Annotated in this window: 24 protein-coding genes and 1 tRNA gene; 10 read left to right on the top strand and 15 right to left on the bottom strand. The window is 71.1% G+C overall.

Features of this window, described 5'->3' with window-relative positions; translation table 11 throughout:
- Positions 1-48 precede the first annotated feature (48 nt).
- The 5 genes from ACXJKQ_RS05425 to tam all read left to right on the top strand — a co-directional run bounded on the left by ACXJKQ_RS05425 (position 49) and on the right by tam (position 4,428).
- Positions 49-792, top strand: a complete 744-nt coding sequence (locus ACXJKQ_RS05425; protein WP_457104746.1) for a GyrI-like domain-containing protein — start codon at positions 49-51, stop codon at positions 790-792.
- A 216-nt stretch (positions 793-1,008) separates the two neighbouring features.
- Positions 1,009-1,770: an endonuclease III domain-containing protein gene (locus tag ACXJKQ_RS05420; protein ID WP_457104745.1), complete on the top strand. Its 762-nt coding sequence runs from the start codon at positions 1,009-1,011 to the stop codon at positions 1,768-1,770.
- A 93-nt stretch (positions 1,771-1,863) separates the two neighbouring features.
- Positions 1,864-2,928, top strand: a complete 1,065-nt coding sequence (gene trpS, locus ACXJKQ_RS05415; protein ID WP_457104744.1) for a tryptophan--tRNA ligase — start codon at positions 1,864-1,866, stop codon at positions 2,926-2,928.
- Positions 2,925-3,626, top strand: coding sequence for a haloacid dehalogenase type II (locus ACXJKQ_RS05410; RefSeq protein WP_457104743.1), 702 nt, complete (start codon positions 2,925-2,927; stop codon positions 3,624-3,626). Before trpS ends, ACXJKQ_RS05410 begins: the two co-directional genes overlap by 4 nt.
- A 22-nt stretch (positions 3,627-3,648) precedes the next feature.
- Positions 3,649-4,428, top strand: a complete 780-nt coding sequence (tam, locus tag ACXJKQ_RS05405; protein WP_457104742.1) for a trans-aconitate 2-methyltransferase — start codon at positions 3,649-3,651, stop codon at positions 4,426-4,428.
- 4 nt (positions 4,429-4,432) lie between these two features.
- Here the strand turns inward: tam and ACXJKQ_RS05400 are convergent, their stop codons facing one another.
- The 12 genes from ACXJKQ_RS05400 to aroQ all read right to left on the bottom strand — a co-directional run bounded on the left by ACXJKQ_RS05400 (position 4,433) and on the right by aroQ (position 15,496).
- Positions 4,433-5,086: a pyridoxamine 5'-phosphate oxidase family protein gene (locus ACXJKQ_RS05400; protein WP_457104741.1), complete on the bottom strand. Its 654-nt coding sequence runs from the start codon at positions 5,084-5,086 to the stop codon at positions 4,433-4,435.
- Between the two features lie 416 nt (positions 5,087-5,502).
- Entirely contained in the window at positions 5,503-6,522 is a 1,020-nt protein-coding gene (gene ilvC, locus ACXJKQ_RS05395; protein ID WP_457104740.1) for a ketol-acid reductoisomerase, read from the bottom strand.
- Positions 6,523-6,534: 12 nt separating this feature from the next.
- Entirely contained in the window at positions 6,535-7,191 is a 657-nt protein-coding gene (locus ACXJKQ_RS05390) for a TetR/AcrR family transcriptional regulator C-terminal domain-containing protein (RefSeq protein WP_457104739.1), read from the bottom strand.
- A gap of 81 nt (positions 7,192-7,272) precedes the next feature.
- Positions 7,273-7,917 carry a glutathione S-transferase family protein gene (locus ACXJKQ_RS05385; protein WP_457104738.1) on the bottom strand — a complete coding sequence of 215 codons (645 nt, stop codon included), beginning with the start codon at positions 7,915-7,917 and terminating at the stop codon, positions 7,273-7,275.
- Positions 7,914-8,303, bottom strand: a complete 390-nt coding sequence (locus ACXJKQ_RS05380) for a type II toxin-antitoxin system PemK/MazF family toxin (RefSeq protein ID WP_457104737.1) — start codon at positions 8,301-8,303, stop codon at positions 7,914-7,916. Before ACXJKQ_RS05380 ends, ACXJKQ_RS05385 begins: the two co-directional genes overlap by 4 nt.
- A complete protein-coding gene (locus ACXJKQ_RS05375) occupies positions 8,293-8,556 on the bottom strand; it encodes an AbrB/MazE/SpoVT family DNA-binding domain-containing protein (protein WP_457104736.1) in 264 nt (87 codons plus the stop codon). The genes ACXJKQ_RS05380 and ACXJKQ_RS05375 overlap by 11 nt, the downstream gene beginning before the upstream one ends.
- Before the next feature lie 121 nt (positions 8,557-8,677).
- The gene (gene ilvN, locus ACXJKQ_RS05370) at positions 8,678-9,220 is read right to left on the bottom strand and encodes an acetolactate synthase small subunit (RefSeq protein WP_210032530.1); all 543 of its coding nucleotides are present in this window, start codon (positions 9,218-9,220) and stop codon (positions 8,678-8,680) included.
- Positions 9,221-9,302: 82 nt separating this feature from the next.
- Complete coding sequence (locus ACXJKQ_RS05365) at positions 9,303-11,078, bottom strand: acetolactate synthase 3 large subunit (RefSeq protein WP_457104735.1); 1,776 nt, start codon at positions 11,076-11,078, stop codon at positions 9,303-9,305.
- 423 nt (positions 11,079-11,501) lie between these two features.
- A complete protein-coding gene (locus ACXJKQ_RS05360) occupies positions 11,502-12,947 on the bottom strand; it encodes an amidase (RefSeq protein WP_457104734.1) in 1,446 nt (481 codons plus the stop codon).
- A 143-nt stretch (positions 12,948-13,090) separates the two neighbouring features.
- Complete coding sequence (gene pyrC / locus ACXJKQ_RS05355; protein ID WP_457104733.1) at positions 13,091-14,170, bottom strand: dihydroorotase; 1,080 nt, start codon at positions 14,168-14,170, stop codon at positions 13,091-13,093.
- Positions 14,171-14,183: 13 nt separating this feature from the next.
- Positions 14,184-14,885, bottom strand: a complete 702-nt coding sequence (locus ACXJKQ_RS05350) for an orotate phosphoribosyltransferase (RefSeq protein WP_457104732.1) — start codon at positions 14,883-14,885, stop codon at positions 14,184-14,186.
- A gap of 143 nt (positions 14,886-15,028) precedes the next feature.
- Positions 15,029-15,496, bottom strand: a complete 468-nt coding sequence (aroQ, locus tag ACXJKQ_RS05345; RefSeq protein WP_457104731.1) for a type II 3-dehydroquinate dehydratase — start codon at positions 15,494-15,496, stop codon at positions 15,029-15,031.
- Between the two features lie 175 nt (positions 15,497-15,671).
- On the opposite strand from aroQ, the gene ACXJKQ_RS05340 reads away from it, so the two are divergent.
- Complete coding sequence (locus ACXJKQ_RS05340; RefSeq protein WP_457104730.1) at positions 15,672-16,514, top strand: 3-keto-5-aminohexanoate cleavage protein; 843 nt, start codon at positions 15,672-15,674, stop codon at positions 16,512-16,514.
- A 45-nt stretch (positions 16,515-16,559) separates the two neighbouring features.
- Positions 16,560-16,633, top strand: a tRNA-Gly gene (locus ACXJKQ_RS05335).
- A 46-nt stretch (positions 16,634-16,679) separates the two neighbouring features.
- Here ACXJKQ_RS05335 and ACXJKQ_RS05330 read toward each other — a convergent pair.
- From ACXJKQ_RS05330 to ACXJKQ_RS05320, 3 genes are all read right to left on the bottom strand, one after another.
- Entirely contained in the window at positions 16,680-17,432 is a 753-nt protein-coding gene (locus tag ACXJKQ_RS05330; RefSeq protein WP_457104729.1) for a helix-turn-helix domain-containing protein, read from the bottom strand.
- Between the two features lie 92 nt (positions 17,433-17,524).
- A complete protein-coding gene (locus ACXJKQ_RS05325; RefSeq protein ID WP_457104728.1) occupies positions 17,525-18,115 on the bottom strand; it encodes a class GN sortase in 591 nt (196 codons plus the stop codon).
- Entirely contained in the window at positions 18,112-20,289 is a 2,178-nt protein-coding gene (locus ACXJKQ_RS05320) for a marine proteobacterial sortase target protein (RefSeq protein ID WP_457104727.1), read from the bottom strand. Before ACXJKQ_RS05320 ends, ACXJKQ_RS05325 begins: the two co-directional genes overlap by 4 nt.
- A 250-nt stretch (positions 20,290-20,539) precedes the next feature.
- Between ACXJKQ_RS05320 and ACXJKQ_RS05315 the strand changes: the two genes are divergently transcribed.
- The 3 genes from ACXJKQ_RS05315 (at position 20,540) to ACXJKQ_RS05305 (ending at position 23,236) form a co-directional block, all read left to right on the top strand.
- Positions 20,540-21,271, top strand: coding sequence for an NUDIX hydrolase (locus ACXJKQ_RS05315; protein WP_457104726.1), 732 nt, complete (start codon positions 20,540-20,542; stop codon positions 21,269-21,271).
- A gap of 73 nt (positions 21,272-21,344) precedes the next feature.
- The gene (locus ACXJKQ_RS05310) at positions 21,345-22,331 is read left to right on the top strand and encodes an SPFH domain-containing protein (RefSeq protein ID WP_457104725.1); all 987 of its coding nucleotides are present in this window, start codon (positions 21,345-21,347) and stop codon (positions 22,329-22,331) included.
- An 11-nt stretch (positions 22,332-22,342) separates the two neighbouring features.
- Entirely contained in the window at positions 22,343-23,236 is an 894-nt protein-coding gene (locus tag ACXJKQ_RS05305; protein WP_457104724.1) for a hypothetical protein, read from the top strand.
- Positions 23,237-23,243: the final 7 nt, after the last annotated feature.

Here is a 23,243-nt window from a genome sequence, read left to right as displayed (position 1 = left end):
GGCGGGAGCCCGCGCGATCATCCGCGGGCCTCGACCGGAGCGCCGCCCGTGATCCGCCTTCGTCCGCTCGTTGCCCTCTCGACCGCCCTCGTGCTCGCGTCGGGCGGTCCGATCGCCGCGCAGCAGCAGCCCGCGCCGCCGCCGTCCGCGGCGCCCGCGCCGGCCCAGACGAACCCGCTGCCGACCACGACGGCGCCGAACCCGGTGGCCGACCCGAACAAGAGCGCGGCCCCGGCCCCGCAGCAATCGGTGGCCCCCCCGCCCGCGGGACAATCCGCCGTGGGAACGCCCGCGCGCCCGACGCTCATCGACAAGGCCGGCGAGCCGGGCGACGTCGACGAGGTCACCCTGCCGGCCAAGCCCGCCGCGATCCTGTCGGGCAAGACCAAGTGGGAGGAGGCCGTGCCGAACCTGAAGCAGGCCTTCGCGCGGATGGAGGCCGACCTCGCCAAGCTCGGCGTCGCGCCGGCGGGCCGGCCCTTGGCGGTCTTCACCCGCACCGACGACGACGGGTTCGAGTTCGAGGCGATGATCCCCGTGGCGGCCGCGCCCAGCCCGGCGCCGGCCGAGACCGACGGCCTGCGCTTCGGCACGACGCCCTCCGGCAAGGCGCTGCGCTTCGCCCACAAGGGCTCCTACGAGTCGATCGACAGCACCTACGAGACGCTGACCGCCTATCTCGACGCCAAGGACATCGTCGTGCAGGACCGGTTCGTCGAGGAATACGCCACAGACCTCAAGGACGGCACCGACGACAACCTGGATGTGAATATTTATGCGCTAGTGAAGTAGGCGACCGCCATCCGGCGCGGGCGTGCGGCGCCCTTCTGCTCCGACGATAGCTTCAGGATCGGGCGCGGGTCCCCTCTCCCGTGCGGGAGAGGGAACAGGTCGCGCGTCGCCGCCGGCCGTGCTCTCCGCCGGAAGCGTGCGAGCCCGGCAGGCGGACAGATCGCCGCTGCCTCGAACTGCCAGGAACAGCGATACGGGCTCGCGGATTCGCCCGACATGCCCGCCGCCGATCTTAGAACCGGGACCGCCCCGCATCCGCGCCGCAAGCCGGCCCCCGCCGTCACGGATCCCGCCCTCGCCGAGAAGGCGCTCGCGGTCCATGCCCGGCTCTGCCCGGTCTACGGCTGCCCGATCCCGTACTTCCACAGCCTGGATCCGGTCAGCGAACTCATCTCTTCGCTCCTGTCGCACCGGACCCGCAACGCCGAGTCCGGCCGGGCCTTCAAGGCCCTGCGCGCGCGCTTCACCGACTGGGAGGCGGTGATCGACGCGGAGGTGCCGGAGATCGAGGCCGCCATCGCGGGCGTGACCTGGCCGGAGCTGAAGGCGCCGCGCATCCGCGACGTGCTCCGGGCGCTGCGCGCCCGGTGCGGCAGCCTCGACCTCGCCTTCCTGGCCGACATGGAGGTCGAGGCCGCGCGGGCGTGGCTGCAGGCGATCCCGGGCGTCGGGCCGAAGACCAGCGCGGCGGTCCTGTCCTTCTCCACCCTGCGGATGCCGGCCCTGCCGGTGGACAGCCACCATCACCGGGTCGCCCAGCGCCTCGGGCTGATCGGCGGGCGGGTCGATGTCGGCCCGGCGCACCAGATCCTGCGGGCGCAGCTCCCCGCCGACTGGAGCGCGCAGGATCTCTACGACAATCACGAGATCCTGATGCTGCACGGCCAGAAGGTCTGCCATCATCAGCGCCCGGCCTGCGGGCGCTGCGTGCTGGTCGACCTCTGCCCCAGCGCGAAGCTGCCCACGCGGGAGCCGTGAGCGCGTCCTTGACCATTCCGGCCTACGGGTGCGAGTAACCCCGCGCCCGGACGGCGCGGAGCCCCGGTCTTCCCTTGCTCAGGATCGGCGCCGATGGCCGCGTTCACCGAATTGGTCTTCTCGGGCGTCCAGCCCACCGGCAACCTGCATCTCGGCAACTATCTCGGGGCCGTGAAGCGCTTCGTGGAGATGCAGGCGCGCGACGCGCAGTGCCTGTACTGCGTGGTCGACCTGCACGCGATCACCGTCTGGCAGGACCCTGAGGCACTGCGCGGCCAGATCCGCGAGGTCACGGCCGCCTTCCTCGCCGCCGGCATCGATCCGAAGCGGTCGATCGTGTTCAACCAGAGCCAGGTGCCGCAGCACGCCGAGCTCGCCTGGGTGTTCAACTGCGTCGCCCGCCTCGGCTGGCTGAACCGCATGACCCAGTTCAAGGAGAAGGCCGGCAAGGACCGGGAGAACGCCTCGATCGGCCTCTACGACTACCCGGTCCTGATGGCCGCCGACATCCTGGCCTACCGGGCGACGCACGTGCCCGTCGGAGAGGACCAGAAGCAGCACCTGGAGCTGACCCGGGACATCGCCCAGAAGTTCAACACCGATTTTTCGGGCTCGATCGCCGCGCACGGCCACGGCGACGCGTTCTTCCCGATCACCGAGCCGCTGATCGGCGGCCCGGCCGCCCGGGTCATGTCCCTGCGCGACGGCACCAAGAAGATGTCGAAGTCGGACCCGTCCGACAATTCCCGCATCAACCTCACGGACGACGTGGACGCCATCGCCCAGAAGATCCGCCGGGCCAAGACCGATCCGGAGCCCCTGCCCTCCGATGTGGCGGGGCTGAAGGAGCGGCCCGAGGCCGACAACCTCGTGGGGATCTACGCCGCGCTCGCCGGCATCACCCGCGAAGAGGTGCTGCGCGATTACGGCGGGGCGCAATTCTCGGCCTTCAAGCCGGCGCTCGCCGACCTCGCGGTGACGAGCCTCGCGCCGATCGCCGGGGAGATGCGCCGCCTCACCGCCGATCCGGGCCATATCGACGCCGTGCTGGCCGATGGCTCCGCCCGGGCCGAGATTATCGCGGCGCAGACGCTCGATGCGGTCAAGGACATCGTCGGCTTCGTCCGGCGCGGTCCGAGCCTCCAGGCGGTGCGGTGACCGTCCGGGCGCTGGTCTTCGACGTCTTCGGGACGCTGGTCGACTGGCGCTCCGGCGTCGCCCGCGAGGCGGCTCGGCTGCTCGCGCCCCTCGCGCCGGACCTCGATGCCGGCGCCTTCGCGGACGCGTGGCGGGCGCGGTACAATCCCTCGATGGAGACGGTGCGCTCCGGCGCCCGACCCTACGTCGACCTCGACACGCTCCAGGCCGAATCGCTGCCCGACGTGCTGGCGCAGTTCGGCATCGCGGGCGTCTCCGAGGCCGTGCGGGGCGAGCTGGTCCAGGCGTGGCACCGGCTCGACGCGTGGCCCGAGGTGCCGGACGCGCTGCATCGCCTGCGCGAGAAGCACCTCCTGGCGCCGAACTCCAACGGGCCTGTCCGGCTGATGGCCGACCTCGCCCGCCGCAACGGCCTGATCTTCGACGCCATCCTCGGCGCCGGCTATTCCCGCGACTACAAGCCGAAGCCGGCGCTCTACCGCGACGCCGTCGCGGCCTTCGGCTTCGCGGCGGGCGAGACCATGATGGTCGCCGCCCACGCGAACGACCTCGCGGCGGCCGCGAGCCACGGGCTCGCCACAGCCCACATCGCCCGCCCGCACGAGCATGGCCCGGCCGGCGGCGAGACCGCGCCGACGGTGCCAGTGACCCACGCGGCGCGGGACCTGGCAGACCTCGCCGACCGGCTCGGCTGCTGAACGGATCGGACAAAAGGGTGTGATGGCCGACTGGAACCCCGCCCTCTACACCCGCTTCGAGGACGAGCGGACCCGCCCCGCCGCCGAGCTCCTCGCCCGCGTGCCCCTCGACGCGCCGCGTCTGGCCGTCGATCTCGGCTGCGGGCCGGGCAATTCCACCGCGCTGATCGCGGCGCGCTATCCGGACGCCGAGGTGATTGGCCTCGACACGTCGCCCGCCATGCTGAAGAGCGCCCGCGCCCGCCTGCCCGGCCTCGCCTTCGCGCAGGCCGACGCCGCGACCTGGGTGCCCGAGCGCGCCCCGGACCTGATCTACGCCAACGCCGTCCTCCAGTGGCTGCCGGACCACGCGAGCCTGCTGCCGCGGCTGTTCGGCCTCCTCGCCCCGGGCGGCGTCCTCGCCGTGCAGATGCCCGACAACCTCTCCGAACCCACCCACCGCCTGATGCGCGCGGTCGCGGCGGACGGCGCCTGGGCGGCCGCGATCGGCGGCCCGGCCATTGCCGGCCGCCTCGGGCGGATGCTGGAACCCGCCGCCTACTACGACCTGCTGGCGCCGCGCGCCGCCGAGGTCGATGTCTGGCGCACCGCCTACCACCACCGCATGGCGGACGCCGCCGCCATCGTGGAGTGGGTCAGCGCGACCGGGCTCCGGCCGTTCCTCGACCCGCTGGATGCGGAGAAGCGGGCCGGCTTCCTGGCGGCCTACACCCGCGCGATCGACGCCGCCTACCCGCCGCGCAGCGACGGGCGGCGCCTGCTCGCCTTCCCGCGGGTGTTCATCGTGGCGCGGGCGCGGTAGCGGCTCAGGCCTCGCCGCGGGCCATCAGCGCCTCGTACTCCGAGACTTCCAGCCGGCCCTCCTGGGCGACGCGGGCCTTGTCGGCGTCGCTGATCACGTCGCCCGCGAGGTCGAGGCGCTTCCAGGCGGCGAGCGGGGTCTCGCGTCCGGGCCGCGGCACGTACTTGTTCTGCTCGAGCTTCCGGTACTTGTGGATGTAGCGCGGGCAGTTGATCCAGATCTTCGTCACCGCGACCTTCACGAGGTACTTGGCCTCGGTGTATTCGGCCATCAGGGCGTCGTCGCGCAGCAGCGTCGCGTGGCCCTGCACGCGGATGCGGTGCGGCGTCTCGAAGTCGATGAACAGCAGGCCGACCTTGGCCTGACCCTCGATGTTGCCCATCGAGTAGAACATGCCGTTGCCGTCGAAGCCCGGGAACACCAGCGTGCCGGGGTCGAGCACCTTCACGAAGCCGGTGGGGCCGCCCTTGTAGGAGACGGTCGGCATCCCGTCCGGATCGACGGTCGAGAGGAAGAACATGTCGCGGGAGCCGATGAAGGCGGCCTCGTCCGGCTGGATGCTCTCGTGGACCCAGTCCTCGTCGAGGCGCACGGCGAGCTTGGTGGTGCCGAACTCCTCCTGCAGCGCCCGGTGCGCGTCGGAATAGAGCGATGCCATGGGTGTCCTCTCCGCGTGCCGGTCCTCGTAGGGGTGGGACCGCTGCGGGGCTTATGGTCATGAGGGTCGCCTTCGGCAACCTGGGCGTTGGGCGGGTGATCCTGCCTGCCCAGACACAATATGGCGCGGCCAGACGGGCCAGCCGTGAGACCGTTCACGCGCGCCCCTTTCCCGGGCGCAGGGAGCGTCAGCGGAATGCGACCCGGGATCCAGCGAGAGACTTCGCGAAGCGTCTGCCTGCAACAACCTGTGCCGCTTTCGCGGCGCTTCTTGTGCTGGTTCCCGGATCACCTTCCACTGCGTTTCAGGCGTCCGGGAAAGGGTGCGCCACGGAAAAGAGCAAACCCGGTCACGCCTTCGCGTGACCGGGCCCCTGACGGCCGAGCGAAGCCCGGCCGCGTCGTCATCCGAAGCGATCAGTTGCGGGTCTTGTCGACCAGCGCCTTCTCGGAGATCCACGGCATCATGCCGCGGAGCTTGGCGCCGACCTCCTCGATCGGGTGGGCGGCGAGCTTGGCGCGGGTCGCCTTGAACGAGGTCTGGTTGACCTTGTTCTCCAGCATCCAGTTGCGGGTGAAGGTGCCCGACTGGATGTCGTTCAGCACGCGCTTCATCTCGACCTTGGTCTCGGGCGTGACGATGCGCGGGCCGGTGACGTACTCGCCGTACTCGGCCGTGTTGGAGATCGAGTAGTTCATGTTGGCGATGCCGCCCTCGTAGATGAGGTCGACGATCAGCTTCACCTCGTGGAGGCACTCGAAATAGGCCATCTCGGGGGCGTAGCCCGCCTCGACCAGGGTCTCGAAGCCGGCCTTGATCAGCTCGACGAGGCCGCCGCAGAGCACGGCCTGCTCGCCGAACAGGTCGGTCTCGCACTCCTCCTTGAAGGTTGTCTCGATGATGCCGGCGCGGCCGCCGCCATTCGCCGAGGCGTAGGACAGGCCGAGGTCGTGGGCGTTGCCGGACGCGTCCTGCGCGATGGCGATCAGGGTCGGCACGCCGCCGCCGCGGAGGTACTCGGAGCGCACGGTGTGGCCCGGACCCTTCGGGGCGACCATAAGGACGTCGAGGTCCTTGCGCGGCTCGATCAGGTTGAAGTGGACGTTGAGTCCGTGGGCGAACAGGAGCGCGGCGCCCTGCTTCATGTTGCCCTCGAGGGACTCGCGGTAGATGTCGCCCTGCAACTCGTCGGGGGTGAGCATCATCACCACGTCGGCCCACTTGGCGGCCTCGGCGACCGACAGGACCTTGAAGCCCTCGTGCTCGGCCTTCTTGGCGGTGGCGGAGCCTTCGCGGAGCGCGATGACGATGTCCTTCACGCCGGAATCGCGCAGGTTGAGCGCGTGGGCGTGGCCCTGGCTGCCGTAGCCGACGATGGCGACCTTCTTGCCCTTGATCAGGTTCAGGTCGGCGTCGCGATCGTAATACACCCGCATGTCTGTCTCCTCTTAAGTTCGGTGTTTCGGGTCGGGGTTGGCCCGGCCGTAGAGGGCCAGGAACTGCTCGACGGCGCGGCCCGCATCGCGCCGGATCTCGGCCCCGTCGAGGTCGAGGGTCTCGCCGAGCAGAAGGCGAATCTGGATATCCCGGCCGACGAGGCCGAAGAAGGTGCGGAAGGCGGCCTCGCTGTCGGCGAAGGTGAGCAGGCCGGCGGCGCGCCCCGCCTCCAGCACGGGCTTCACCCGCTCGCCGATGGCGAAGCGGCCGTTCGCGAGCACGATGCCGCCGAGATTGCTCTTGCGCGTGCCCGCATGCGCGATGGCGATGCGGTTCAGCGCCACCGAGGTCGGGCCGGTGATGACCTCCAGCCACGTCACGGCGAAGTCCTGCAGGCGCTCCCGCAGGGTCGCGCCGTCGAGCACCTGAGCGCTATCAGTCCCGGCATGGACCCGGGAGGCTTGCCAGCGCACCGTCGCGGTCAGCAACCCGTCCCGGTCGCCGAACCACTTGTAGAGCGTCTCCTTCGAGCAGCTCGCCCGGCGCGCAACCGCGTCCATGGTGAGCTGCTCGCCGTCCTCGACCATCAGGCCGAGCACGGCGTCGAGCACCGCCTGCTGGCGTGCCGACGGGGCGTCCTGCTCTGCTGTGGCGCTGGCCTGCATCATCGCGAATTGCGTACCGTACCGTACGGTACGCGCTGTAGGCCGATTCGACGGCCGCGGCAAGAGGGCCGCGACCGGACGCCGTCAGCGCGGGAGCGGCAGCCCCTCGCGGGCGAAGACGGCCTGCACGGCCGGTCGCTCGGCGACGCGGCGCGCATGGCTGGTCCACGCCGGGAAGCGCCCGGCCATGTCGAACCGAAGCACCGGGCCGTTGGCCCAGAACCAGAAGACCGTCAGGTAGGCATCGACGACGCTGAAGCGGTCGCCCACGGCCCAGCCGCCGTGCGAGAGGCGCACCTCGGTCATGGTGGCGAGATCCGCGTAGGTGTTGGCGGCCTTGGCCTTGATGCCGTCGAAGGCGCTCTCGTCCTCAGTGTAGCGCTCAGGGCGGCGGACATGGGCGTAGGTGATGTGGTGGTTGCAGGCGAGCCAGCCGAGCCACTCGTCGGCGGCGGCCTGCTCGCGGAGATCCGTGGGCCACAGCGCCTTGTCCGGCACCTGACGGGCGACGTGGCGCATGATGGCCGCGCACTCGGTCAGTACCCAGCCGTCCTCGGTCAGCGCCGGCACGCGGCCGCGGTCGTTGATGGACAGGTATTCCGGCCGCCGCTGGTCGCCCGCGGCGAGATCGAGCTTGACGCCCTCGTAGGGCAGCCCGGATTCCTCCAGGATGATGTGGGCGGCGAGCGAGCAGGCGCCGGGGGCGTAGTAGAGGGTGCGGGCGGTCACTGTGACTCCTGGTTGGGGTACGGCGCGAGCGGTGGGACGACCGCAATCCCGATCAACTCATGAAGCTTGATACGGATGGCGAGCAGAACTTCGTCCGTTACAGCTCCAACACGACGGAAGCCGCGCTTGGCGCGATCGAGACACCGGATCTGATCGGTCAGGACGGCGCCGGAGACCGCGAGGCCGGGCGGCAGGATGACCTTGGTCGGCCACGGTTTCACGTTGCCGGTGATCGGGCAGACGATGGCCGTTGCGTTCAGCCTGTGGAAGTCTCTGCTCGATACGACAACGGCCGGTCGCACGCCATCCTGCTCGCGGCCCAGGCTCGGCCTGAGATCAACCCAGACGAGGGTGCCGGCTTCAAGCGGTTCGGAATCAGTCGTCACGGATGATCTCTGAACCGACATCCGGTCCCCAATCGACCAGTTCCGGTCGATGCGAGGGGCCGAGGCGTTCCATCTCGGCGATCATCTCGGCGAGCGTCATGACGGGCTCCCCGTTCACGACAGGGCGCGGCGCGGGCGAGCTTGCCCTTTTCACCTCTACGGTCGTGCCTTCACGGACGCCGAGTTCTTCGGCCTCCACGGGCGTGAGCTTGATGGCGAAGTCATCGCCCCACCGGACGACCTTGGCTTCCATCGCAATGCCTCCCTTGCGGAGACCACATCATAGCAGACGTGATCGGCCGTTGAGGAGCGTACATGCAGGGACGATCGCCCGTCCGACGTCGACAGGTGTAGGCAAGACCGTCCTGCGAGACCTACAGCGGCTCCGCCCCGCGCCCCATCGCGGAGATGCCGGTCCGGCAGATCTCCACCAGCCCGATCACGCTCATCAGGCGCACGAACCGGTCGACATCCTCGGTGGCGCCGGTCAGCTCGAACACGAAGGAGTTGAGCGTGGCGTCCAAAGTCTTGGCGCCGAAGGCGGCGGCGAGACGTAGCGCTTCGCTCCGATGCTCGCCCTCGCCCTTCACCTTCACGAGGCAGATCTCGCGCTCGAGGGCGTTGCCCTGGAGCGTCAGGTCCACGACCCGGTGCACCGGCACCAGCCGGTCGAGCTGCGCCTTGATCTGCTCGATCACGGCGTTCGTCCCGGTGGTCACGATGGTGATGCGCGAGATATGGCGCGCCTCCTCGGTCTCGGAGACGGTCAGGCTCTCGATGTTGTAGCCGCGACCGGAGAACAGACCCGAGATGCGGGCGAGCACGCCGGGCTCGTTGTCGACGATCACCGCCAGCGTGTGCCGGTTCACCGGCTCGACGCGGACGGCATCGGGGTAGTGGGTGTTCATCGCGTTCATCGCCGGCCTCGTCCTCGTCGCTCGACCCATCGCCGCCGCAGCGGCGGATCGCGGCCCGGCGGTGACGCCGGGCCGCCCGTCCTCACACCAGCATCTTGCCTTCCTCGGAGATCACGTCGCCGAGCTCGACGCCGGTCTCGCCGAGGTAATCGGACAGGAGCATCTCGTTGTGCGCCTTGCCCGATGGGATCATCGGGAAGCAGTTCTCGGTCTTGTCGACGATGCAGTCGAAGATCACCGGGCCGTCATGGGCGAGCATCTCGGCGATGGCGCCGTCGAGGTCGCCCGGCTTCTCGCAGCGCATGCCCTTGGCGCCGTAGGCCTCCGCCAGCTTGACGAAGTCCGGCAGGCTCTCCGAGTAGCTCTGCGAGTAGCGCGAGCCGTGAAGCAGCTCCTGCCACTGCCGGACCATGCCCATGTACTCGTTGTTCAGGATGAAGACCTTGATCGGCAGGCGGTACTGCACCGCCGTCGACATCTCCTGCATGTTCATCAGGATCGAGGCCTCGCCGGCGATGTCGATCACGAGCCCGTCCGGATGCGCGAGCTGCGTGCCGATCGCCGCCGGCAGGCCGTAGCCCATCGTGCCGAGGCCCCCGGAGGTCATCCAGCGGTTCGGCTCGTCGTACTTGAAGTACTGGGCGGCCCACATCTGGTGCTGGCCGACCTCGGTGGTGATGTAGGTCTCGCGGGCCTTGCAGGCCTCGTAGAGGCGCTGCACGGCGTATTGCGGCTTGATGATCGTGCCCGACGGCCAGTAGGCGAGGCAGTCCCGCGCCTTCCAGGTGCTGATCTTCTGGGACCACGATTCGAGGTTGGACTTCTCGGGCCGCGACGGCAGGGCGCGCCACGCCTCCAGCATGTCGGCCAGCACCGAGGCGCAGTCGCCGACGATCCCGATATCGACCTTGACCACCTTGTTGATCGAGGAGGCGTCGACGTCGATGTGGATCTTCTTGGAGAAGGGCGAGAACGCGTCGAGCCGGCCGGTGATCCGGTCGTCGAACCGGGCGCCGACGCAGATCATCACGTCGCACTCGTGCATCGCGAGGTTGGCCTCGTAGGTCCCGTGCATGCCGAGCATGCCCAGGAACTTCTCGTCCGTACCCGGATAGGCGCCGAGGCCCATCAGCGTCGAAGTGATCGGGAAGCCGGTCTCGCGGACGAGCTCGCGCAGCAGGCGGGAGGCCTCCGGACCCGAGTTGATCACGCCGCCGCCGGTGTAGAAGACAGGCCGGCGCGCGGTCGCCATCAGCTCGACGGCCGCGCGTATCCGGTCGGAATCGCCCTTCACGGCCGGGCGGTAGGTCTTGTGGCTCGCGATCTCCGGGCGCTCGTAGAGGCCGGAGGCGAACTGGATGTCCTTGGGCAGGTCGACGACGACCGGACCCGGCCGGCCATTGGCGGCGACGTAGAACGCCTCGTGCAGGATGCGCGGCAGGTCGTCGATCGATTTGACCAGGTAATTGTGCTTCGTGCAGTGGCGCGTGATGCCGACCGTATCGCATTCCTGGAACGCGTCGGTGCCGATCAGGTGCGTCGGGACCTGGCCGGTGATGCAGACCAGCGGGATCGAATCCAGCATCGCGTCGGTCAGCCCGGTGACGATGTTGGTGGCGCCGGGACCCGAGGTGACGAGGACGCAGCCGACCTTGCCGGACGAGCGCGCGTAGCCCTCGGCCGCGTGGACGGCGCCCTGCTCGTGGCGGACGAGGATGTGCTTGACGGCGTTCTGGTGGAAGAGCGCGTCGTAGATCGGAAGTACGGCGCCACCCGGATACCCGAACAGCGTGTCGACACCCTGATCCTGGAAGGCCCGGATGACCATCTCGGCCCCGGTCATGACCTCGCCGCTCATGCTCGTCTCCTCGCGCTCTCCGGAGCCACCGCGGTCCTCAGACCGCCGCCTTGCCCCGCCCTCTCCCACCGCACCCTCGTCATGCGGGGCGGTCCCCGCCTCGCCCGAACGTGCCGTCCGCTTCGGTATCCCGTCTGCGCCGGTCCCGCTCCGTCCTGAAGCGGGCAATAAAAAAGGGTCCCGAGGGACCCTGCATGCGCCACCACTCGGATTGCGGCCCTATCTCAGGGCCGCCCCGTCGGTGACGCTACCGCTACAATAAGGATCGTGGTCATCGGATATCCGAACTCGCCTCGCGGCGGCCAGCGATCCGATTTGGATCGACACCGGTCGCGCGTGAAGTGTTGGGCCTCATAGCGGAGCATGTGAGGCTGGTCAACGCGTTCGTCAGGCCGGGCGCGCGGTTTCTATTCCCGGCGCTGCTCACGCGAGCGGCGGCGGGTAGCGCCGGACCCAGTTGCTCGCGGCGTCGTAGGCCGCGCCGAGCTGCAGGCAGGCGAGTTCGCCGTGGTTGGGGCCAACGATCTGGATGCCGGTGGGCAGACCGCTTTCTCCGAAACCCGCCGGCACATCGAGGGACGGCAAGCCGGACATCGTCACCGGGATCGTGATCTGCATCCAGCGGTGATAGGTGTCCATCGCCTGCCCGCCCACCGTCTCGGGCCAGCGCAACGCTTTGTCGAAGGGAAAGACCTGCGCGCTCGGCATCACGAGGTAGTCGTAGGCCTCCGCGAAGCGCCGCAGGGTCTCGTACCAGCGCGTGCGGCCCTCCAGGGCCGCGATGATCCGATCGGCTCCGAGGGCGAGCCCCCGCTCCACCTCCCAGGCGGCCTCCGGTTTGAGCAGAGCCCGGTGGCGGGGCTCGTCGTAGAACGGACGGAGCGCCGCCGCGACCGTCAGGGCGCGGAGCACCAGCCAGTCCTGCCAGAGTTGCTCCATGTCGAAGCGCGGCACCGCCTCCTCGACGCTACAGCCGATCTCCACGAAGGTGGCGAGCGCGGAGCGACCGAGGTCGAGCACGCCGGGATCGAACGGGATCTGGCCTCCGCAATCGCCGAGCCACGCAATTCGGGTCCCGCGGAAGTCCCGGGCGAGGGGCGTCGCGAAACCGGACGGGTCCTGGCGGATGGCGTTCGGGCAACGCGGATCGTAGCCTGCCTGGACGGACAGCATCAGGCCGATATCGGCGGGCGTGCGGCCGATGGCGCCGAGCACGCCGAGGCCGGGGCTGAACACGTCCTTGGCCTCGGCGGGAATCCGGCCCCAGCTCGGACGCAGGCCGTAGCAATTGTTGAACGCCGGGGGGTTTCGCAGGGAGCCGGCATGGTCGCTGCCGTCGGCGACCGGCTGCATCCGCAGGGCCACCGCCACGGCGGCGCCGCCGCTCGACCCGCCCCCCGTCTTGGCCGGATCGTAGGCGTTGCCGGTGGCCCCGTAGACCGGGTTGAAGCTATGCGAGCCGAGGCCGAACTCGGGGATGTTGGTCTTGCCGATGAAGATCGCCCCGGCGGCGCGCAGGCGCGTCACCATGATCGAGTCGGTCTCGGCGATCCGGTCGGCGAAGATCGGCGAGCCTTGGGTGAATCGCAGGCCGCGGACGGGGTCGAGATCCTTCACGGCCAGCGGGAAACCGTGCAGCGGGCCGATGGCATCACCGCGCGCCAGGGCGGCGTCGGCGGCCTCGGCCTCGCGCAGGAGCGCGGCGTCGTCGGCGAGGCCCACGAGGGCGTTCACCTGCGGGTTGATCCGATGGATCCGCTCCAGATAGGCGCGCATGACCTCCACGCAGGAGATCACGCGGCCACGGATGGCGGCGGCGAGGTCTACCGCGCCCATGGCCGTGATGCCGTCCTGTCGCGCGTCCTGCATCTTGCCCTCCTCCGGATCGACGGAAGATCGGTAACCGGAGGTCGGATCCAGGCAAAGATGGCTTTAGCTAAAAGGATGGATTGCTGATGACCGTCTTTGCGAGCGCAGCGAAGCGGTGACGGCTTGCAGCCTTTTTGCGGCCGTCACGCCACCGACCACGGCAGCGTCTCCTCACCCCGGAACACAACCACCGCCGTGTCGTCGACTGTGACGGCCTCGGCGATGCGGCCCTCCCGGCGCTCCAGGGTGACGGTCCCGGCATTCGGCTCCAGCCCGTGGAAGCGGGCGCCGTTCAGCGACGCGAAGGCCTCGAACCGGTCCAGCGCCCCTTCCTCGTCGAAGACCTGCACGTAGGTCTGGAGCGCGGAAGGCCCGCAGAACACGCCGGCGCAGCCGCAGGACGCCTCCTTGGCGCCGCGGACATGGGGAGCCGTGTCGGTGCCGAGATAGAAGCAGGCCTCGCCGGAAGTCGCGGCCTTGCGCAGGGCGAGCCGGTGCCGCTCGCGCTTAGCCACCGGCAGGCAGTACAGGTGCGGGCGCAGGCCCCCCTGAAAGATGTGGGTGCGGTTGATCACGAGGTGGTGCGGGGTGATCGTGGCCGCGCACCGGCTCCGGTGCTCCCGGACAACGTCGAGGATCTCCGCCGTGGTGGCGTGCTCCACGGTGACCTTCAGCCCCGGGTGGCGGCCGAGCAGCGGGATCAGGCTGCCCTCCATGAAGGCGGCCTCGCGGTCGAAGATGTCGATCTCCGGGTCGGTCGCCTCGCCGTGGATCAGCAGCGGCATGCCGATCCGCTCCATGCGCTCCAGCACGGGCGCGATCCCGTTGAGGTCGGTGACGCCCGCGTGCGAGTTCGTGGTCGCGCCAGCCGGGTAGAGCTTGGCGGCGACCCAGACCTTCTCGGCGAAGCCCCGCTCGATCTCGTCCGGATCGGTGTCGTCCCGCAGGTAGCAGGTCATCAGCGGCGTGAAATCCATGCCGGCCGGCAGCGCGGCGAGGATCCGGTCCCGGTAAGCCCGCGCGGCCGCGACCGTGGTCACCGGCGGCACGAGGTTCGGCATGATGATGCCCCGGGCGAACTGCGCCGCCGTGTAGGGCAGCACCGCCTTTAGCATCGCGCCGTCGCGCAGGTGAATGTGCCAGTCGTCCGGCCGGCGGATCGTGATCCGCTCGACCGGCTTCGCCTCCTGGCGCTCGGCGGGAAACAGCTCGGCGACGCCCATCGTGATTTGTCCCTCAGGCCTGGCCGAAGGCGGAGATGCCGCCGTGGGCCGCCGACCACGCGGCCGGCGCGTTGAGGAAACGCTCGACCTCGTCGAGCGTCTTCGGATCGAAGGTGCCCATCTCCTTGGCCACCGCCAGCACGTCCCACCAGGTGGTGAGATAGTGGAGCTTGATGCCGATCTCCTCCATCAGCGCGGCGCTGTCGGGGAAGATGTCGTAGTAGAACAGCACGAAGCAGTGATCGACCTGGGCGCCCGAATCGCGCAGGGCCTTGCAGAAATTGACCTTGCTGCGCCCGTCGGTGGCGAGGTCCTCGACGAGCAGCGTCCGGGCGCCCTCGACGATCTCGCCCTCGATCTGGGCGTTGCGGCCGAAGCCCTTGGGCTTCTTCCGGATGTACTGCATCGGCAGCATCATCCGGTCGGCGATCCAGGCCGCGAAGGGGATGCCGGCGGTCTCGCCGCCCGCGATGTGCGTGAGCTTCTCGTAGCCGATCTCCCGCACGATCGTGGCGGTGGCGAAGTCCATCAGTGCCGAGCGCAGGCGCGGGAACGAGATGATCTTCCGACTGTCGGTGTAGACAGGGCTCGCCCAACCCGAGGTGAACTTGAACGGCTCGTCCTTGTAGAAGAGCACCGCCTCGATCTCGAGGAACATCTTGGCCGCCTCCCGGGCGATCACTGTCCGGTCGAGGGGCAGGAAGGGACTGGTCATGCGGCGTGCGCGCTCCGCTTGGGGCGCTCTCCGGGGCCGAGAGGACCGGTCCGGCCGGGGAGCGTGCGTGGAAATGAGGCCTGACCGCCCTCCTCCGCCCTGTCTCCGCCAGCGTCAACCCTGATCGCGGCGCTATCCGCGCCTCAAGCGGTCCCGTCGACCCGCGGGGGCTTGTCGGCCCGCAGATGCGCGAGGTGCCGGATGGCGAGCGCGTAGCCGTGGATCCCGAACCCAGCCAGCACGGCCGTGGCCGAGAGGGAGATGTAGGAGTGGTGGCGGAAGGCCTCGCGGCGGTGGACATTCGAGATGTGGCACTCGATCACCGGCACCTCGCAGGTGTTCAGCGCGTCGAGGAGCGCCACCGAGGTGTGGGTGTAGGCGCCCGCGTTGATGACGATGCCGGCCGAGCCGACCCGAAACTCGTGGATCGCGTCGATCAGCACGTGCTCGGCATTGCTCTGGCGGCAATCGACCGCGAGGCCGAGGCCCGCGGCGGTCTCCCGGCACAGGGCCTCGACGTCGGCCAGCGTCTCGCGGCCGTAGATCTCCGGCTGGCGCTTGCCGAGCAGGTTCAGGTTCGGCCCGTTCAGGACCAGGACGGTGTCGTTCATCGTGTGCCTCGCGGAGCGAGAGGTGCGGCAAGCGCCCGCGAGACACAAGTCCAGGCTGTCATCTGGCCGGAGATGTCCCGCACACGGACCTGCCGCCCGCGCCGGGCGGTTCAGATCCGGATCCCACGGCGCTATCCCGGTCGCGGAAGCCCGTTGAGGCAGGGAGGACAGGCGAATGGCAGGATCCCGGAGCGACGCGCCCGTGGTCATCGCGGTGGCGATCACCGGCTCCGTGCCGCGCAAAAAAGACAACCCGGCCATTCCGGTCACCGTCGCCGAGCAGATCGAGTCGACGCACCAAGCCTTCGAGGCGGGCGCCACGCTCTGCCACATCCACGTTCGCAACGACGACGAGTCGCCCTCCTCCGACCCGGACAAGTTCGCGGCCGTGCAGGAGGGGCTGCGCAAGCATTGCCCGGGGATGATCGTGCAGTTCTCGACGGGCGGGCGCGGGCGCGATCCGGCCGCCCGCGGTCTCTCGCTCAAGCACCGGCCCGACATGGCCTCCCTGTCCACCGGCTCGGTGAACTTCCCGACGATCGTCTACGAGAATTCCGCGAGCCTCGTGACGGACCTCGCCAGCCAGATGAAGCAGTACGGCGTCCGGCCCGAGATCGAGATCTTCGACCTCTCGCACCTGCACGGCGCCAAGCGCCTCGTGGCGGCGGGCCTGATCGACGCGCGCCCGCACGTACAGTTCGTCATGGGCGTCCAGAACGCGATGCCGGCCGAGGAGCACCTCCTCGACATCCTGCTCGCGGAGACCCGGCGGATCCTACCGGAGGCGACCTGGACGGCGGCCGGGATCGGCCGCAACCAGGCGATCGTGATGGACTGGGCGCTCGCCCGCGGCGCCGACGCGGTCCGCACCGGCCTGGAGGACAACATCCGGGTGACGAAGGACCGCCTCGCGGCCAGCAACGCCGAGTTGGTCGGGCTCGCCGCCGCGGCGGTGGCCCGTCACGGCCGCCGCGTCGCCACCCCCGCGGAGGCCCGCGCCGCGCTGGGTCTGGCCTGAACCCACCTTCTCACGGGCGGAGCGGCGTGCTAACGGTCCGCCCGCGCGGGTGTAGCTCAATGGTAGAGCAGCAGCCTTCCAAGCTGAATACCCGGGTTCGATTCCCGGTACCCGCTCCAAGCCCGCCGCGCTCCGCGCCTCCGGGCCACTCCCTATCAGATCCCGTCAGGCGACACCCTTGAAGAAGGTTGCGTAGCCGTCGTCGTGCACCCGGGCGAGAGAGGCCCGGTACGGGGCGTAGCCCGGCTCCTCCGGCCCGATCCGCCCGTACCCGTGCGCGCCCGCCTGCTCGGGCAGCAGCGCCAGAGGCGCCGCCGCCGGGGTCAGCTGCGTGCCGCGCCCCGCGTGGAGGGTGGTCAGGACCCCGTACATCTCGCCCTGGATGTTCGGGCGGCACAGCACCGCGAGGCGGTGCTGCCCGTGCCAGTTGGTCACCAGGTAGATCATGCCCGACTGGCTCGGCACGGCGACGCTGCCGGATTGCGCGAAGGGGGCATCGAGCCGCTCGGCCTCGCGGAACACGAGGCGGGCCGCGTCCGAATCCCAGGCGATCTCGGTCCGGTAGGCGAAGATCGCGCCCGCGGACCCGAACGAGGGTCGCAGGGTGAGGTAGCGCCCCTCGATCCAGGCCACGCTCTCCCGCGAGTAGGAGCCGAGCTCGTCGGGCGCGTGGCGGGCCGCCTCCGGCGCCGGTCGCCCCGGCTCCTGGCGGAGGGACTGGCCGAGGGCCTCCTCCAGGCGGATCGTCGTCGCCAGGGTGAAGGGCCGGCGACCGGCGAGCGCCTTCTCCAGGGTCGAGATGCTGATCCGGGCCTCTTCGGCCAGCGTCTGCCGGGAGATGCGCCGGCGGGCCAGCGCCTCGCGCACGGTCTGGGCAATGGCGCGGCTCTGCGCCTCGGACAGTTCGATCTCGCTCACAGGCACGGCTCGCACGGGCTTGACCCGCACAGATCCGCACGAAACCGCACATTTGCGCAAGCGCGGCCAAGCTGACTGTCCACGCCGAGCCGTCAGGAACGCCCCGCCTCCGGATCAAGCTCGGTCTCGACGATCAGCCGGAGCGGGCCGGCCTGCAGCGCCTCCAGGGGCCAGCAGGTGACGAGGTCCAGGTGCCGCCCGGGGGCCTGCGGGTCGATGCCCGAGGCGTCCCAGCGCGCCACCCGCGTGCCGGTGACGCGGAAGCGGAGGGTCCGGCCGTCGCGGCCGGTGACCGCGACGGGATCGCCGGGACCGAGCTGCCCCAGCACCGCGAACTGCGTGTCGCGGTGGGCGGCGATGACCGCGATTCCGGGCGCGCCGGCCTCCGGGGTGCCGTCCAGGTGGCCGGGGCCGAAGGCCAGGGCCTGCCCGCTCCCGCCCCGCAGCACCACGTAGCTGCGGCCCGCGAGGGTGAGCCGGGCGACCGGCTCGGTATCGGCCCAGGGCCAGGGCCGGGCGGGCCGGCCCTCGGCCAGGGTGCGGGCGAAGGCGCGCTCCAGCAGCACCTGCGCCAGGGCGGCCTTGGCGGGGATCCAGGCGGCCTGCGCGGCGAGCCCGAGCCCCGCGAGAGTGAGGAGGGCGGCCAGCGCCCTCCCCAGTCCGGTCACCGGACGGCGGCTCATCGCGCGTCCCCGGTCCGCCGGCCGCCGACCGTCAGGCCGGCGCCCAGCAGGAGGCCCAGCAGGGCGAGGAGCAGGCCCAGGCCGAGCCGCGCCAGGATCCCGGCCCCGGTCCGCGGCAGGTCGACGGCCGCACCCTCGGCCCGGATCGGCACGATCCGCGCCGCTTCCTCGTCGGCGGGCGCGACGCCCGGCCGGTCCGTGCCGAACACCTTGGCGAAGTCCCAGCCCGCCGGCAGGTTCAGCGGCAGGTCGGCGGCGACGAGGGGCGTGCCCGGCGCGCGGCGCGGGGTGGCGTCGATCGCCACGAGGCTGGTCAGCCGCGTCGTCAGGCCGTGCTCCAGGGCCAGCGCCAGGATGGTGGCGTCGGCCGCGTCCGCGCCGAGGCGCCCGGTGATGCGCGCCGTCTCGGTCTCGCCGATCCGGGAGCGCGCCCAGACCTTGGAGATGCCGGCCCCCGCGCCCGCCTCGGCGAGGGGAAGCGTCCGGGTCCAGGTCCTGCCGCCCACCCGGCCCGAGACGGTGACGGTTCCTTCCGACGCCCCCGGCAGAAGCGCGGCGAAGACCAGCGGCTCGCCGCGATACAGGTCGGGCAGCGCGCCCGGCGTGACCGTGACGCCCGGGACCGAGAAGGTCGCGGTCAGGTCGGTGACGGCGGGGGATTCCAGCTTCTCGTAGAGCGCGCGGGTCCGCTCGCCGACCTGCGCGAGGTCGCGGATCTCCGTGAAGCTGCCGCGGCCGATCTCGGCGGCGTGGTGCATCAGGTGGCCGTTGGGCGCCGAGCCGATGCCGACCATGAACAGGCGCGTGCGCCCGAGATTGGCGTGGATCGCCGCGAAGATCCGCTCCTCGTCGCCGACGGCGCCGTCGGTGAGGAACACGACCTGGCGCACGCGCCCGTCCTCCGGGTGGGGATCGGCCAGGGCCGCCTTGAGCGGCGCCAGCATCTCGGTGCCGCCGCGGGCCTCCAGGGCGGCGACGAAGGCTTCAGCCTCCGCCAGGGCCGCCGGCGTCGCCGGGACCGGCTCGGGATGCAGCGCGTCCCAGGTATCGTCGAAGCGGATGACGTTGAAGCGGTCCCGCGGGGTCAGGCGGCCGAGGCCGGCCAGCAGCCCGGCCTTGGCCTGCCGCATCGAGGCGCCCGACATCGAGCCGGAATTGTCGATGACGAAGGTGACGTCGCGCGCTGGCCGGGCGGCCGCGTCGGCCTCGATCGTCGGCGGGTTCACTGTGGCCAGCAGGTAGGTCCGGCCCGCCACGGTCTCGCGGAACAGGCCGAGGCCGGGCACCCGGCTGGGGATCGGCGCCCAGGTCAGCTCGAGGTCGCGATCGGCCGGGACGACGCCCTCGGCGAGCGTGACGGTCCGCGCCTCCGGGCCGGTCTCGGTCACGCGGATCGCGTGGGTGGCGCTCTGAACGGCGCCGACCGCGAAACCCGCCTGGAGCCGCACGGTGACGGCGACCGGGTTGGTCGGCAGGGACAGGGCCGGGTCGAGCACCGGCGGGCTGATCCGGGCGCGATCCGGAACCGGGTCGCGGGCCGCTTCGGCCACGCCGTCGAGGGAGACCGCGTCCACGGAGGCGGGGGCGGGAGTGTAGCGGGGCGCGACCACGAGGGGCAGGCGCAGCGTCCGCGTCTCGCCGGAGACGGGGATCGTCTGCTGATAGGTGATCTGGACCACCACCGTCTCGCCGGGGCCAATATTGGCGACCGCGTTGGTGAAGACGTTGGGCCGCTCCTGCGCGGTCAGCGCCGCCGACTGCCCGGCCGCCTTCGCGGCCTCGTAGGCGCGCTTGGCCGCCGCCCGCTCGCGGATCTCGGCGACGATGACGCGGGAGCCGACGACGAGCTTCATCCCGTCGACGGCCGCGTCCTCCGGCAGGGGATACACGTAGGTGCCCTCGACCCAGTCCGCCGTGACGTTGCGGAAGGCCTGGGTGACGGTGGCCCGGGCGGTCGGGCCGCTGACGTCGACGCTGATGTCGGTCGCGAGCTGGACGGCCTCGACCGGCGCGGTGCCGGCCGGCCCGCGCAGCGTGAGGCCACCTCGATCTCGACCCGGCTCCGCGTGGGCCGAGGCTAGCATGACGAGGAGCGCGAGCAGCGCGAGGAAGAGCGGCGACAGCGCGGCGTTGCGGGGCGGCTCGACCGCGGATCGTGGAGCGAAGAACGGCATCGGGGAAACCTCCTGCGCCGGCGGATCGGGGCCGGCTCGCCGCTGAAGCTCCCGCGCCAGCCCCTCCGTCGCCACGAGAAGCTTCGCCCTTTTCCAGGCTCGGACCGCACCGGCCGGCCGCGCCCGGGCGGATCTGTGCGGAGCCGGTGCGGAGCTGTGCGCCCCTCGGCGCTTCCCGGCGGATCCACCCTCGGCTTGACCTATGCGCAATCTGCGTCTTAGTTATGCTCAACATGAGCAGAAAAGACCGATGACCGAATCCGAGTTCCTGGCTTCCTACGATCCTGCGGCCTACGAGCGGCCCGCCCTGGCGGTGGATCTCGTCCTGCTGGGGATCTGGGCGGGCCGGCTCGCCGCTCTCCTGCTGCGGCGGAGCCAGCAGCCGCAGGCAGGCCTCTGGGCGCTGCCGGGCGGGTTCGTGGGCATCGCCGAGACCCTCGACGCCGCCGCGGTGCGCGTCCTGCGCGACAAGGCCGGGATCGGGCGGGCGCGGCTCGAGCAGCTCTACACCTTCGGCGCCGTGGACCGGGATCCGCGGATGCGGATCGTCTCGGTCGCCTACCTGGCGCTGCTGCCGGAGGTGGCCGTCGCCGAGGCCCTGGCGAGCGGCGCCGGGCTCGCGGCGGCGACGCTGGTCGTGCCGTGGTCGGGCGAGGCCGGCGGCCCGGTCTCGGCCGAGGCGGAGGACTGCGCCCCCCTCGCCCTCGCCTTCGACCACGCCGACATCCTCGCGCTGGCCGTGAAGCGGCTGCGCGGCAAGCTCGACTACACGGATGTCGGCTTCGCGCTACTCCCGGAGAGCTTCACCCTCCGGCAGCTCCAGGATGTGCACGCGGCGATCCGCGGCGCGCCCCTCAACAAATCCGCCTTCCGCCGCCGCATGCGCGACCGGGGCTGGATCGCGCCGACGGGCGCCCGCGAGACCGGGACGGCGTTCCGCCCCGCCGAACTCTTCCGCTTCGACAGGTCAGGCCAGTTCTAAGCCTTTGTTTCACCGCGCCCTCTTGAGCCGAACCGGCATCCACTTCGGCGGAGAGCGCTTCGAGGAGACCATCATGGCCACGGTCCGCAACATCGGCGTCATCGCCCAGCTCCGGAGCGAGGCGAGCAGCCACGTCATCCGCTTCCGCAACGGCCGCGTCCGGCAGAGCGGGCGGGGTCTGGTCTTCTGGTTCCGGCCCGAGACCGCCAGCATCAGCGAGGTGCCGGTGGACGACCGCGAGATGACGCTCTTCGTCCGCGGCCGCAGCCGGGACTTCCAGACCGTCGTGGTCCAGGGGACGATCGGCTGGCACGTCGTCGATCCGGAGCTGCTGGCGAGCCGGGTCGACTTCTCGATCGACCTCCGCACCGGGCGCCTGCAGGGCGAGCCGATCGAGCGGATCGAGGCCCGCCTCGGCGGCATCGCCAGCCAGGCGGCGCTCCAGTATCTCGGGGCGAGCCCGATCGGCGCCCTCCTCGACGCCGGGCCGGAGCCGCTGCGCGCCGTGCTGGAACGGGTGCTGTCCGACGCCCCGGCGCTGGCCGAGATCGGCGTCGCGGCGGTGTCGGTGCGGCTCACCAACCTCGCGCCGACCAGCGAGCTGGAGCGCGCCCTGCAGACGCCGACCTTCGAGGCCCTGCAGCAGAAGGCCGACGAGGCGACCTTCTCGCGGCGCGCCCTAGCGGTCGAGAAGGAGCGCGCCATCGCCGAGAACGAGCTCGCGACGAAGACCGAGCTGGCCCGGCGCGAGACCGTGCTGATCGCGCAGGAAGCCGAGAACGCCCGCGACCGCGCCGCCGGCGTCGCCGAGGCCCGCGGCCTGGAGGCGGCCGCGGAGGCCGAGCGGATCCGGCTCGTCGAGGGCGCCCGGGCCGAGGCGGAGCAGCGCCGCGCCGCAATCTACCGGGACATGCCGCCCGCCGTCCTGCTCGGGCTGGCGGCCCGGGAACTCGCCGGCAAGCTGGAGACCATCGAGCACGTCAACGTCACGCCCGACCTGCTGGCGGCCGTCCTCGGCGAGTTCCGGGGCGCGGTTTCCCCGCGGCTCGCGCCCCGCTGAGGAGGCCCGTCATGTCGGCAGTCACCCCCCGCGTGGTCTTCGTGATCCGCGACACGGATTACGCGCTGCTCATCGCCCGGCACGCGACCCGCGGCCAGGTCCGGTTCTTCCTGGAGAGCCGGGGCCAGACGCTCGCGGAGGTCGAGGCGCGCCACGCCCAGTTCCAGGCCGTGCTCGCCGAGGCCCGGTCCGCCGTGCCCCTGGACTGGCGGCAGGCCCTGGTGCGGCGCCCCGACCTCGACCGCTTCCTGTTCGCCCCCGAGGACGTGGTCGTGGCCGTGGGGCAGGACGGGCTCGTGGCCAACGTCGCCAAGTACCTCGACGGGCAGCCGGTGGTCGGCGTCAACCCGGCGCCCGACCTCTACGACGGCGTGCTGGCCCGGGCGCGGGTCGAGGCCCTGCGCGCCCTGCTGCCCGCCAGCGCGGCCGGCGCCGTCCCCCTGCAGCGGCGCACCATGGTGCAGGCGACCTTCGACGGCGGCGAGCGGCTCCTCGCCCTGAACGAGATCTTCGTCGGCCACCGCAGCCACCAGTCGGCGCGCTACCGCATCGACGACGGGGCGCGGGCGGAGGACCACGCGTCAAGCGGTCTGATCGTGGCCTCGGGCACCGGCCTGACCGGCTGGGCGCGCTCGATCAGCGAGGCGACGCACCTCACCGTGGAAGTGGGCATCGAGGAGGCGGCCTTCGGCTACTGGGTGCGCGAGCCGTTCCCGAGTGTCGCCACCGGCACCGACCTGCGCGGCGGCAAGTTCGCCGGATCGCCCCTCACGGTGGTGTCGCGGATGAACGAGGGCGGCGTGGTGTTCTCGGACGGGATCGAGCAGGATTTCGTCCCCTTCGACTGGGGGCGGCGGGTGAGCCTCGCGCCGGCCGACCGCACCTTCAACCTCGTGGCCGCGTAGGGCGGCC

This window comes from Methylobacterium sp. P5_C11 (assembly GCF_054049775.1).
The sequence above is the reverse complement of the archived record's forward strand: the minus strand, read 5'-3'. Positions and strand labels throughout refer to the sequence as shown.